This is a genomic window from uncultured Granulicatella sp., from assembly GCF_963516875.1.
GTDB lineage: Bacteria > Bacillota > Bacilli > Lactobacillales > Aerococcaceae > Granulicatella.
Genome location: NZ_CAUQCL010000002.1, coordinates 84,619 through 98,446, shown reverse-complemented (window position 1 = coordinate 98,446; position 13,828 = coordinate 84,619). Strand labels below are relative to the sequence as shown.

Sequence of the window (13,828 nt, the reverse complement as noted above, 5' to 3'; positions counted from 1 at the left end):
TAAATTACGAAAGATACACAAAAGCTAAAGGAATTACCAAAGAATAAAAAAGTTGTTACTCCTCATCAATTGATTAGGTTGTAACAACTTTTAATATTTATTGCAAGCTTTTTACCAATACAAATACTTTTCTGTTTCACTTCATTACTTCTTAAATAACTTCTCTAAATTCCGAGTTGCAGATTCAATCTCATAATCTGCTTCTACAATTTGATTTTTTACTTTTTCAGTATCCATTTCTCGACTATGGCGAACAGCTAAAATTTTATCTACCCATTTTTCAAGAGAATCCTTTAACGACAAGCTATTATCGTAATTCTCCAAAATCTTCGCATCTGGTAAATGACTTGCTGTGACAACGGGTAATCCATTGGCTTGAGCTTCAATTAATACAATGGGTAATCCTTCAAAATTAGATGGAAAGAAGAAGACATCTAGTAAATTTAACATTTCACCAATATTGCTTTTCAATCCTGTAAAAATGACTTTATCGGCTACTCCATATTGTTCTGCCAAATTTTGTAAAAAAGAAGTATCTCCTTTTCCTATAAAAATTAAACGAGAATTCGGTTCTTTTTTTACTAATTCAGAAAAAACCTTCACACAAAAACTTTGATTTTTTTGTTTTTCATATAAACGAGAAACTTGTCCTACTACTAAATAATCTTCTGGAATATGATATTCCTGTCGAAGTTGAACTTTTTTTTCTTCATCATATAAAAACTTTTCTACTTCAATTGCATTATGAATCACTAAGGCTTTTTCCCGTTCTCGACCGTGATAAAAATGATTCAACGCTTCTGTACCACATGCCCAAAAATCAGTTGCATATTTTCCAACAAAAAGTCGATTAATAGGATGGATAAAACGATAAAATTTATCAGCTGTGGCACAATGTCCATGTACAATTCTTTTTTCAATGCCATATTTTTTAGCTAATTTTAAAAATTCTAAGTGAGTCAAGCCATTTTGATTCGACCATAAAATATCATAACGATGCGCATTTTCTTTAAAGAAAATATCCCATTCTTTTAATGCCTGTTTTATATGAGGTCTTAACTTAGAAATTCTATGAAAAACTATCTTATTTCGGCAAAGTTTCTTAAAATGCTCACTAAAATCAACATCTTCAGGACCTTGTAATAAAAATTCCAGTTCAAATTCTGATGTATCAATATGATTATAAAAATCTACAACAATTTTTTCTAATCCTCCAATATCTGGAATTAAACCACAAACTAATATTCTTTTCATAAATTTTCTCCTTATTTTTTCAACTTTAATACTTTTTGAATCATCAGAATAATTTTTCTTCCACCTTCATGATTTCTGAATATAAGAATGTAGATAGCCAATACTATTAGATAAAGAATAATTTTTATGACCAAACTATAAATGAAATCTAATTGGGTTAACAAATAATAATCCAACAAACTAAAAAATAAAATACTTAATCCCGCTAAAATGAAATGTTGGATCATCGTTCTAAAATATTCTTTTGAGGAAGTTTTTAACCCATACTTAAATACGCTATACGGTTCATACCAAGTACAAGTCAGTAATGTTGATCCGATTGTTCCTAACAATATTCCGGCTACTCCTAACTCTAGAACTATTAAAAAGTATAGAGAAAGAAAAATATTTAGTAAAATTTCTGCAATAACTTTTTTATTTTGCTCATAACTTAATCCATGTACTGAAATCAATACTAAATTCGGTTGTCTATAAGCAGTAAGAAAAAAATTAATCACGATTACTATCTCAGTCCACTGATTAAAAGATAAGTTTTCTCCTAGCCAAATAATAATAAATGGATGTACAAATAATAAGTAGCCAATACTTGCAAAATAAATTAGGCTAAATGCAATAAATTGATATTTTTTTAGAAAACTGATTTTAGCTTCTAATGTTGTATCTTCTGAATGAATGAGATTCCCAATAGAAGATGTAATGGAACCCATCACTGTGTTCACTAGCATGGCTACAAATCCTAAAACATAAGTATAATTCCCATAAATACCAATCGCTGCCAAATTAATAAATTTTGCCATCAAAATACTATCTGTTTGAAAAACAATCTTTGCTCCAATACTCCCCAGAGTATTTCCCTTAATATTTCGAATAAATTTTTCTTTTTCTTCTTGATTAATAGGGGTAATTTCTTCGTTATACAAATAATTGTATAATCGATCCACAATATACGACATGATCACATTCCCAATTATATTTAGAATAGTTTCTATCAATAAATAGAAAATAAAATTTTGGGTAAAGATAAGAATAGCTATTTGCAAAAATACTCGAAGCGTATTTAATCCGAAATTAATTAAATTCATAACATAATTTCTCTGGTCAACATAAAGTAATGTTCGCTTATAGGCAAAAAAATAACTGGAACCCGAATTAAAGATAAATAAAAAAAAGATCCAGTACAATTCACTATTAATTGTATAGTCCTTAATTAAATTAGGAAGAAATAGCGATAAAATACCACCAAAAACGAAAATTGAAACACCAATTATTCTATATAATTTTTTGAATAATATCATAAAGGCATTAATTTTTCCGTGTTCTTCTCTAACTAATGGTGAATAAAGAGCGTAACTCATTGCTTCCCCAATTCCTAGTTCTGCTAAAGACAAAATAGATACGATACTAGTTAAATAACTACTTAATCCTAAATAAGTTACCCCAAGAATACTTACAAAAATTGTTCGGTTAATAAATCCAATAATAACTGAAAATGGTTGAATGGCAAGAGCAATACTTGTATTTAAAGTGGCAAATTCTGTTCTACTTCTTTTCATGCATTCCCTCTATTCATTTAATTCTCCATAAAAAAGTTTATATAAATAAGATTGAGGAATTAATTCCTCTGGATTAATTTTATATGTAGTTTTCATAATCGGTGTTGTTTTTAACACTTCTGTCCATACATTTTCATCAAAAATATCATTAGCATGATCTCTTAAAAACCATACTCTCTCAGAAGGAGCTAAGACTGGTAATTCGTCCACTAGGTTTTTAAATTCATCATTTAATTCATATTCAGATAAAATAAAATAGTCCATCATCAAATAATGAATGAAAACCGGATATTTACGGATGAAGTAAATATATAAATCCCGAATATGTTTAAAATATAATTTTTCTTTTTTCCCTGCTAGTAAGAAACCAGACCATTTATAATCTCCAATAGCACGTTCCAATTTCTCTGCCATTATCGGTGGATGATTCAAACTAAAAAATTCTCCTTTAAACATTTCTAATGTTGCATAAGGAGATACAAATAATGTTGCATCCATCCATATTCCACCATATTGATAAAGTAGACTAAATCGTATAATATCTGAGTAATGCGCAGCAGTTAATTCTTTTCTCTTATACTTTTCTATGATATCGGTTGGAATATCTATAAAATCAACAAGATTTTCATCCGTTAACAAAATAAATTCACAACCATTTCTTTTTGCAAAGTCCTTTATTGTCTTCGTTGAAGCTTTTACTACCTCAGGCATGTTAGCTTCTCCTTGTTGCCACATTGTCCAAATCATTTTTGGAAATTCTGAAGTCACTTCTAACAACTCATCATTTGAATAGTCTATTTTAGATTCTTTTCGTAGTTTAAGTACAAAATCTAAAAGAATCCTTTTACTAAAATCATAGTATTGAGTATTTGATTGTTGTGTAAGATAATACGTGAACGTTAATTTAGGACCATAGTATCTAAAAATCTGATGATATCGAGTGATTTTTTCTTGTAACGATTGTAGTTTCAACATTTCTACAATTTCCTTTCACATTTTTCTAATGCTACTTTTAGATAATGTCCATTACGAATATTATCTCCTATTTTTTTACTATTTCTTATCAATTCTTCATACTCATCATTACTAATAGAGTCTAAACGTTCTGCAATCTCAAATAAAGAATCCACTAATATTCCGCAATTATTTTTTGTCACAAAGTCACTAAGAGCGGACTGTCTCCACGCAATAATTGGAAATCCAGAAGCTAAATAGAGAGAAGCTTTATGTGGATTATTCATTTTTAAATATTCTCCAAACATTCCACTACAAGTATAAGGACTATCCCCATCCCATACTAAACCAAAACCACCTTCTAAATAATATGGAAGTTCTTCAGGAGAAAAAGCTCCCTTATAATGGACGTTTTGAGGAAGTTTCTCTTCTTCAAAGTTAATCCCAAAAATCGAAAATTCTGGATTATCAGGTAATTGTCTTGCATATTTTGCTTTTTTTATATCAAAATTTCCTGCTACTACCACCGTACGCTTCTCATAAGTTTTTTTCTCTTCAAAATGAGGAATTAGATAATCAAATATTTCTAATGAAATAATCTTTTTCTCTGGTATTCCCAATTGAACAAGTACATCTTTCATCTTATCATTATGTGCAATGATTCCATCCACTCTTTCTAGTACCGTCTTATTTTGCAAAAAATGAAGAAATGCATATTTAACATCTTGGAAAGATTTAATAGCTCTGTTTCTCAGTGATTCAATATCATGAATAAGAAGATAAGCTTTGAATTGACGTTTTCTCAATAATTTCGTTAAAATTAACGCTTTTAATGAATGCCATAATAATGGAAACTGTAAAACTAGTACATCATTTTCAGTCAATGTAATAGAATTTGAATCATTATTTTGAAAAAAAGGATGATATCCTGCTTCTATCATTATTTTTTCAGCATCTAATCTAGCTTTAGATCCTGCATGATTCTCCTTCGCATAAAATTCTTTTAAGTAATATTTCATGCTACTTCATTCCTTTCCATAAACCTCTTATAAAATATTTTTCTACTCTCCATTGAATCGCTCCAGCAACTCTAGAAATAAAAACAATATTTTGAGGGAATAACTGATACGCTCGCATGACCAATGAACGACTTGATCCCTTTACATATCGATTTAAATACTCTACATATTTTTCTTTATAAGGATTCCCCTCAAATATATGATAATCAACAACATGCATCAAAACTAAATGGAATAAGCGACGATGAATATACGCAAGTGAATCTGTATCACCTTGATATAATTGCTCCAACTTATCACAAATCGTAAATAAATCTAAATTTTTTATATTAAATTCTCGATTCATAATACTGCCTTGTCTCACACGATAATAATAACCAATATAATTAATTTTTACCATTTTACGAATATGTTTTAAAATTCCAATGCCTCCATAAACATCTTCGTAAAATAAACCTTCTAAAAATGGAAAATTGATTATTACTTGTCTTCGAAAAAGTTTTGCGACTGCATTCAAACGGACAATATTATCCTTACAAAGAGAAACTAAAGCTTCTTTAGAGTCACCTTGAAAAATAGTTTTCACATTTTTAGGTGTTGATAACTCTAATTCTTGTTTTTCGTTCGTATACCAACACTCAACAATATCAATATCTTCAGAAGTCATTTGTTTCATCAATTGCTCCAACATATCCTCTTTAAGAACATCATCACTATCAACAAATGAAATAAATTCACCCTTAGATTCAAGCATTCCACGATTACGTGCTCCGCTTAGTCCTTTATTTTCTTGATTAACCAACTTAAAGCGACTATCCTTCTCGCAATACCTCTCACAAATTTCTTTAGATCTATCTATTGAACCATCATTGACTAATATCACTTCAATATCGGTATAGGTTTGACGTTTAATACTTTCAAGACATTCTTCTAAATATTCTTCAACATTATAAACTGGTACAATAACGCTAATCAAATTTATAACCCCTTATATATTCGCTTTTTTCTTATTCACAATAGATATGTATTTAAAATACAAAATGAAAAGGTATCGTGAAAAAAATTTTGGACATTTTAAATACCATCTTAAAATTCTACAACTTCTGAGAACCTCGGATGATTTCTTTGCAATATTTGCATATTTTTTTATATGGTCGCAATAAGACTTATAATAAATATGATTCTTTCGAATGTTGTAGAAAAGGAGATGTTCAATTATTACCAAAAATGTGAACCTACCGATATATGGAAATAATTCATGATTTTGGAATTCTTCCAATAATGAATCACATATTTTAAAAACATCCAGATTTTTTTCACTATATTTTTTTCTCATAATACTATCTTGACGTACTCTATAAAAATAGCCAATTGTATCAATAACGACCATATTTCGAATATATTTTAAATTGGTAAATCCTGTGTAAGTATCTTCATAAATAAGACCTTTTAAGAATGGAACAGCCTCTGCAATGTTTCTTCTATAAAGTTTAGACCACGCAAAAAAGCGAACTGCTCCATAATTCAGACAGTTTGAAAGAGCCTCAGAAGAATTTCCTTGAAATACGATGTTTGGATTTGTTTGGAGTGTTAAATATTCTTTATTGGAAGAAAAATTACATCCTACAATGTCGACATTATCTATCATAAATGTTAGCAACGTTTCTAAAATATCGACTTTAATTACATCATCGCTATCAACAAAGAATATATATTCACCTACTGATTCTTGTAGTCCTACATTACGCGCTTCACTCAATCCCTGATTTACTTGATTAATCAACTTAAAACGGCTATCGTTTTTACAATACAATTCACATATTTCTTTTGAACCGTCAGTTGAACCATCATTCACTAATATGACTTCAATGTTTTTATGAGTTTGATATTTAATACTATCTAAACATTCCTCTAAATATTCTTCCACATTATAAACAGGTACAATTACACTGATCAATTTATGAACATCCAATTTTATTCTCCTTTAATCACTAATTCTTTTAGATGTTTCAGCCTTCCCCATGTTTTATATACAAATGGAAAAGTGTATCGAAGATATAAACTAGGTGCTAATTTATACATTCTTATCATTTTACTACTCCTTGCTACTTCAGGAGATTCTTCCACAATTGCGACATACTGTCTCAATTTTTCTTCATACATCGATTGGTATGGATTAATCTTTTCAGTGAAATAATTATGATGAGTCGTTACAATTTGAACTAAAAATTTCCCTATATAGGGGGATAATTTTTTATCCGAAGAGAACAATTCAACTAATTTATCACTACTAATAAAAACATCTAAATTTTTCTTAGAAAATTTTCTATGCATCGTGCTGTTTGAACGTTCTCTATAATGGTATCCTACATAATCTATTTTCACCATTTTACGGATAAATTTTAGAATTCCTACTCCATGATATATATCTTCAAAAATAACACCATTTAAAAATGGAAAATTCTCTAATAGATTTCTTCGATATAATTTAACAACTGGACTATATGATAAGCCGTAATTACAAGATTCTATAATTGCCTCTTCCGAATTCCCTTCAAATACTATTTGAATATTCTCTTTTTGGCTAAGTTTATTAAAAACACTTCTAACAGCTCTATATTCACATTCAACTAAATCGATTCCTTCAGTCATATAGCGATTTAAAATTTCTACATATTTTGTAGAAATAACATCATCACTATCCACAAAAGTAATGTATTCACCTGTAGAAACAATTACTCCATTATTTCTAGCAGCACTTTGTCCTTGATTCTCTTGATTAATCAACTTAAACCTACTATCCTTCTGGCAATATCTCTCACAAATTTCTTTTGAACCGTCAGTAGATCCATCATTAACTAATACCACTTCGATATCTGTATAAGTTTGCTTGTAAATACTTTCTAGACATTCTTCTAAATATTCCTCTACGTTATAAACGGGTACGATTATACTAATCATAAAATAATTTCCTTCTCATTCACTATTATTCTTCTACCTCTACTTCTTTAACACCATTTTTTAACTTCCAAAGAAAATGATAGATTGGAAAAATTACCGAATTATAATATTTTGGACATATATCATAAAGCTTAATAAACCGTGTATTTCTGGCTAATTCAGGATTTTTCTTTGTTAAGTTTACATACTCCGCTAATTTTTGATTATAGAATGTTGCGTATGGGTTTCCTTTTTTAATATCTCCCTGATAATGCATTGTTGCTTTATGTACTAAGAAACTCCCAATATAAGGAAGAAGTTCCTCCCTATCAGAATACAGCTCAACTAATTTGTCACAAACAGTAAATACATCTAATTTTTTTGTACTAAAATCTTGATGCATCGTACTAGCTTGATGTTGTCTATAATAATAACCTATATAATCAATTTTTATAATTTTTCGAATATATTTTAACATTCCAATACCACAATAAATATCTTCAAAAATTAAGCCTTCTGGATAAGGTAGCGATTCAACAATTTCTCTTCTATAAAGTTTAGTAACTGGATTAACACTTAAAACATGATTCGGAAAAATTTTTACCGCTTCATTTGAATTCCCTTCAAATAGAATCGTTGTTTCTTTAGAATTTTCAACAAGAAAATCTTTTTTAGATACAGTAAAGTTACTTTCAACAATATCTACTTCTTCAGTCATATATTGCATTAACTTTTCTAAATAATTTTTCTGAATGATATCATCGCTATCTACAAATGCAATAAACTCCCCTTTTGAAGCTGCTACACCAACGTTTCTTGCAACACTTTGACCTTGATTAGTTTGATTCAGAAAATAGAATCGACTATCCTCTTCACAATATCTCTCACAAATCGTTTTAGAATGATCTGTAGATCCATCATTCACTAATATAACTTCGATATCTGTGTAACTTTGCTGTTGAATACTGTTGAGACATTCTTCTAAATATCTTTCTGCATTATAAACGGGTACAATTACACTAATCATAAGTCATTTCCTTTCAAATAATTATTTAGCATCATTCAATCCCTTTTTATACAATTCTTTTAATTGTTGAAAATTTTCAACGATATTAAATCGTTGTAATTCTTCTCCAAGAGGTCTTTCATTCGCTAAAACAGGTGTATGTTCAATATAAGTTTTCCATTTATTTTTTTCTAAAGGCATAGAAGTACATAGTTTATCCACTATTTGAGTAGTTACATCGATGGTTTCATTCATAATAACATTTAGCCCAGCACACTGTGCTTCAACTAAAACCAACGGAAAACCTTCAAATAAAGAAGGAAAAGCAAAGATATCAAAAGCTGAATAAAACTTATATACATCATTTCTGTTTCCTGTAAATATAACATTCTTCAAGCCCGTACATTTTTCTTCCAGTTTCGAACGATTTGGACCTTCTCCAACTAATAGGAAAATAACATCGGGTAACTCTTTAGCAATCTCAATTAAGAAGTTCTGATTTTTTCTTGTATCTAACATTCCTACCATCCCAACTACTTTTTGATGTTCAGGAATTAGAAACTCTTTTCGAATTTCTTCTCGATACATAGTAGAAAACTTAAATGTATCAATCTGAATCGCATTCGGAATAATCTGAAAGGATTTATTTCCAAAAATTTTCTCTCCAGCTAATTGTCCACAAGAAATTCGATGCGTTGCATTTCTTAATGCTAAAAAAACTAATAATCGATTTCGAATACTTTTTACCCAAGTATCTGAAAACTGACTATTATGATTATGATAAATTCGAACCGGAACGCCATTTTTTTTAGCATAGTAATTATGGATAAAAGCCGTAATTGGATTATCCACATGTAAAATATCAATAGTGTTTGTTTTATAAAACTCTCGACATTCTCTAAAATATTCTAAAACTTTAGATATCTTTAATTCAGGAAATACGATTCTCTTAATCCCAATTTTATCTAAATATTGATTGAATGGAAAATGAGCATCTCCATTAGATTCAGCAACCATGTATTCGAATTCTTCATCATCTACTTGAATATGATTTTTGATGAAACTCTGAACTCCTGTTGCACTTCCATCAACTGCACCTAAAACATGCATGACACGATACTTCATCACTCACCTCTATACTTCTTCACGTAATTTTCTTTTATAAATCCATTTTCTAAACTGATTCGGTAACAATCTAATTACATTTCGAATAAAAACATTTCTCAAAAATTCGAATAAATGAATATCTCCTCTACGAAAAAAATCTAATTGTAGAATAAAATCTGTCTTCACATACAATAGTCCGCCTCTTCTTAGATAGCTAGAATCATTTGTTTGCATCACAACTAAAGGTTCTTGAATATTATAAAAATCTTTGGTTGGATTATCATGTAATAATCTCATCGTTAGATCATAATCTTCCAAATATCGAAATTCACGATAATTACCCGATTTTAAAATATACTCTTTTTTCATCATACTAGAAGGATTATTAAAGGGATTTCTCATTTTCGAATACCGACGAATTTCCTCCGTAGTTTCAGGTACTTTCTTTAATGCAGTAAACTCTGTATTCTTCTCTAAAATATTAGAACCAACCATAATAAGATTTGGATTTTCTTCGAATACTTTTAATTGTTTTTCAAATCTTGTAGCTATACAGTAATCGTCGCTATCCATTCTAGCAATCAATTCTGTTTGACATTTTTTTACTCCAAAGCGTGACGTTGGCCCTGATCCTAAATTTTCAGGTAATTGATAAACTAGTAAAACAGGAATTTCTTTTTTTAGTAGATTAATTTCTGCATTTAAAGCTGCTGTCAATTCTCCATCACAAATTAAAATAATTTCCTTAGGTTTTATAGTTTGTTGATAACAACTCAGGATACTTTTTCTCAGATTTTCCGGAATTTCTTTTTTATAAACGGTTATTAAAACTGAAAATTCCATTTATACACCTCTTCTTAATTTCCAATCAACCAATCGGTTATAACCGAACGATACGGAACAATTTGATACCATTCCGGTTTAAAATAAATAAATACTAATAAAATTACGAAATAAATAATAACAGTAACATAGAACAATATCCATCTTAACTTTTTCTCTGTAATCTTATACAAAACCATTGGAATATATAATGTTACGATTGGAGAAATATAAAAAACAAATCTTTCTAATAATGCCGTTTGTAATGTCGTCATTGTCAGTATTAAATTTATAAAAAATAATGTTTTAATCGCTTCTTCTCGTTTCGTTAAAAGTTGGTTTTTCATAACTAACTCACCAAATACAAATATCAACCCATACAGAATGGTTAATAACACTGGAGCCCATTTATTACTTTCTATAAACCAAGAGGATTCTAAATATGAGATATATTGAGGAAAAACACTAATAATAGTTGCAAAAAGTATTTTAGTAAATGGTAATAACGCTAAAGTGATTAAAAGCAGAACACTGTAGTGTTTATAATTCAGTTTTACATTCTTTAAAAGTAAAAATAAAATACAAATCACTCCAGAACTATGAAACATTGGAGCTAATAAAATACAAATAATTCCTCTTATATTTTTCTTTTCAAATAAAAAGTAAAATCCCAAGAAACCAATAGCAACAGCTAAACCTTGACGAATATTTGAGAAAGAATATAGAAACATCCCTAAAGAACTAAAATAAATCATTAAACTAATATATATATTTTTAGAATACTTTGACAGAACATAGAACCAAATCAATAAGGTAATAATGGCAAAAATAAATAAGAATACGGTATATTGATTTGTCAAACTACGGATAATTTGATTACTTAAAATATATCCAGATTCAAAGCGAGACTTAAAAAAATTTGAGAATCCAGGGAGTTTCAAAGCATTTTTCTCAAAAATAGATACATAAACATGCAAGTCACTTCCTACACTAGATTTTCTAAATCCATCAATTACTAAAAACAAAATAAAAGTTGGAAATATAAAAAATTTAAGTTCTGATTTTTTATCCTCAAAAAACAAAGAGAGGAACGCCAAAAAAGTCAGATAAATAAATATAAAAATATAAACTAGCATATGGTTTCCTTTCTTTGTTTGTATTATCAATTAATATTCATAATAGTAATAATAATTATCCCCATCAGTTAATTTTAATTTATTCATAACTGTTCCTAGGAATCTAGCTCCAACATTATCTAATCGTTTTCTTGCTTCAATAATTTGTCTTCTTTTAGTTCTTTTATTATCTACAACTAAAATTGTAGCATCTGCAATTCTAGCTAATATTTGAGCATCAGTAGCTGCAAGTAGAGGTGGAGTATCAATAATCACATAATCATAATAATCCACAAAGGCTTTAAGACATTGTTCCATAGTGGTACTTGCCAACATTTCCGATGGATTAGGTGGAATTGGACCTGAAGTTAGAACATCTAAATTTACATCTAAAATATTTAAACGTTGAATCGCTTCAGCACCAACTTCTCTCAATAAGAATTTACTCAATCCAACAGTATTTTTTGTTCCAATAATTTTATGTTGAGTGGGTTTTCTCATATCTGCATCAATAATCAAAACTTTTTTCTTTTGTTGAGCTAATGAAGCTGCAAGATTAATACTTACTTCACTTTTTCCTTCATTTGGATTAGAACTGGTCACAACAATCGTTTTAATACTCTGTCCATAATTTGAAAATTGAATATTACTTCGTAATGTTTTAAAAGATTCTGATGCTATTGATTTATTATTATGAATAACTTCAATATACATATTTCTTACCTTCTCTCTTTTTTCTCAATTACTGGAATCATTCCAAGTGTCGGTACACCCGTTAATTCTTCTAACTCATCTGAAGAATCAATCGAATCACTCATTACATAGCGAATAAAAATAATATTAAAAGCAATAAATGAAAATACAACAAATGCAATCAACATATTTTTCCATAAAACCGGATAAATTGGTCTTAAGCTACCTTGTGCTTCTGATACAATTGCTAAATCATCACGACCAAACTTTTCCGTCGTAAACTGCTTATATTGCTTCACATATTGTTTAATATATTGATCTGCTAAGTCTCTATCACTCGCCTTAATCGTTAATGTCATTAATTGCGATCCGGAATCGTTGGTTAATTTAATACTTTTAATTTTAGAAGCATCTTCCGACGATAATTCTAAAGCTTTATCTGTTGCTTCTTTCACAGGGGATAATGCTGCAATTTCTAAGTATGTTTTTGCTTGTCTCTGAAATAAATTTAATGCTTCCATCACTTGAGAATCATTTTTCTCACTATTCATAATTTTTAAAATAAGAGTAGAAGACACACTATAAATAGGTGTAATTGCAAACATTGTATACAATGTCACTCCTCCTACTCCCAATAAAATAAATATGATTAAAAATAATAATTTTGACTTAATTACACTATATATTTTTGTCATATTATTAGAAATATCCATTTTTTATACTCCTCTTCCTTTCATTCTATTATCTAGAACCTTCACCCGTAAATACAACCTTTATTGTTTTAAATAAAATTAATATATCTAATTTGAAATTCTCATGTTCAATATAATATTGATCGTATTTTAATTTTTCTTTCGGTGATAATTCATAACCACCATTTACTTGAGCCCATCCAGTAATACCTGGTTTAACAGCTAATCGATCATTGAAATCTGGAATTTCTTTTAAAAATTCCTCAATAAATTCAGGTCTTTCTGGACGAGGACCAATAATGGCCATTTCTCCTTTAATAATATTAATTAATTGTGGTAATTCATCAATTCGAGTTTTACGAATAATAGAACCTACCTTCGTAATTCGAGAATCTTCTTTTTCAGCCCATTTGTGTCCATCTTTTTCAGCATCAGAATACATGGAACGCAATTTATAGATTTTAAACTTATCTCCATTTAATCCTACTCTTTCTTGGACATACAATGGATTTCCATTTGTCTCTAAAATAATGAAAATTGCACTTATTAAACAAATCGGTATAGCAGGTATTAATAAAACTATACTCAAAAAGAAATCTGTTAATCTTTTAAATCCTCTGTATATATTCATACTATCCTCTTCTATATTAATGTAATTTACCCAACTATTTTA

The 13,828-nt window shown here is 28.9% G+C and carries 14 protein-coding genes; all 14 read right to left on the bottom strand.

Annotation, left to right across the window (positions count from 1 at the left end; genetic code table 11):
• Positions 1-144: 144 nt before the first annotated feature.
• The 14 genes from RWM24_RS01295 to RWM24_RS01230 are packed head-to-tail and all read right to left on the bottom strand — an operon-like array spanning position 145 to position 13,786.
• Positions 145-1,254: a glycosyltransferase gene (locus RWM24_RS01295; protein WP_314110819.1), complete on the bottom strand. Its 1,110-nt coding sequence runs from the start codon at positions 1,252-1,254 to the stop codon at positions 145-147.
• A gap of 11 nt (positions 1,255-1,265) precedes the next feature.
• On the bottom strand, positions 1,266-2,807 hold the full coding sequence (locus RWM24_RS01290; protein ID WP_314110817.1) for a transporter: 1,542 nt from the start codon (positions 2,805-2,807) through the stop codon (positions 1,266-1,268).
• 9 nt (positions 2,808-2,816) lie between these two features.
• The gene (locus tag RWM24_RS01285; protein ID WP_314110815.1) at positions 2,817-3,782 is read right to left on the bottom strand and encodes a capsular polysaccharide synthesis protein; all 966 of its coding nucleotides are present in this window, start codon (positions 3,780-3,782) and stop codon (positions 2,817-2,819) included.
• A 2-nt stretch (positions 3,783-3,784) separates the two neighbouring features.
• The gene (locus RWM24_RS01280; protein WP_314110813.1) at positions 3,785-4,780 is read right to left on the bottom strand and encodes a galactofuranosyltransferase; all 996 of its coding nucleotides are present in this window, start codon (positions 4,778-4,780) and stop codon (positions 3,785-3,787) included.
• A 1-nt stretch (position 4,781) separates the two neighbouring features.
• Positions 4,782-5,756, bottom strand: coding sequence for a glycosyltransferase (locus RWM24_RS01275; protein ID WP_314110811.1), 975 nt, complete (start codon positions 5,754-5,756; stop codon positions 4,782-4,784).
• Between the two features lie 12 nt (positions 5,757-5,768).
• Positions 5,769-6,752 (bottom strand): glycosyltransferase, encoded by a 984-nt coding sequence (locus RWM24_RS01270; RefSeq protein WP_314110810.1) that lies wholly within the window; start codon positions 6,750-6,752, stop codon positions 5,769-5,771.
• 2 nt (positions 6,753-6,754) lie between these two features.
• Complete coding sequence (locus tag RWM24_RS01265) at positions 6,755-7,741, bottom strand: glycosyltransferase (RefSeq protein WP_314110808.1); 987 nt, start codon at positions 7,739-7,741, stop codon at positions 6,755-6,757.
• A 25-nt stretch (positions 7,742-7,766) separates the two neighbouring features.
• Positions 7,767-8,747 carry a glycosyltransferase family A protein gene (locus RWM24_RS01260; RefSeq protein WP_314110806.1) on the bottom strand — a complete coding sequence of 327 codons (981 nt, stop codon included), beginning with the start codon at positions 8,745-8,747 and terminating at the stop codon, positions 7,767-7,769.
• Between the two features lie 21 nt (positions 8,748-8,768).
• Positions 8,769-9,851: a glycosyltransferase gene (locus RWM24_RS01255; protein WP_314110804.1), complete on the bottom strand. Its 1,083-nt coding sequence runs from the start codon at positions 9,849-9,851 to the stop codon at positions 8,769-8,771.
• A gap of 9 nt (positions 9,852-9,860) precedes the next feature.
• Positions 9,861-10,676: a glycosyltransferase gene (locus RWM24_RS01250; RefSeq protein ID WP_314110802.1), complete on the bottom strand. Its 816-nt coding sequence runs from the start codon at positions 10,674-10,676 to the stop codon at positions 9,861-9,863.
• A gap of 14 nt (positions 10,677-10,690) precedes the next feature.
• On the bottom strand, positions 10,691-11,791 hold the full coding sequence (locus tag RWM24_RS01245; RefSeq protein WP_314110800.1) for an EpsG family protein: 1,101 nt from the start codon (positions 11,789-11,791) through the stop codon (positions 10,691-10,693).
• A gap of 30 nt (positions 11,792-11,821) precedes the next feature.
• On the bottom strand, positions 11,822-12,484 hold the full coding sequence (locus RWM24_RS01240; RefSeq protein ID WP_314110798.1) for a CpsD/CapB family tyrosine-protein kinase: 663 nt from the start codon (positions 12,482-12,484) through the stop codon (positions 11,822-11,824).
• Between the two features lie 5 nt (positions 12,485-12,489).
• A complete protein-coding gene (locus RWM24_RS01235; protein WP_314110796.1) occupies positions 12,490-13,176 on the bottom strand; it encodes a chain-length determining protein in 687 nt (228 codons plus the stop codon).
• A 28-nt stretch (positions 13,177-13,204) separates the two neighbouring features.
• On the bottom strand, positions 13,205-13,786 hold the full coding sequence (locus RWM24_RS01230; RefSeq protein ID WP_314110795.1) for a sugar transferase: 582 nt from the start codon (positions 13,784-13,786) through the stop codon (positions 13,205-13,207).
• Between the last annotated feature and the right edge of the window lie 42 nt (positions 13,787-13,828).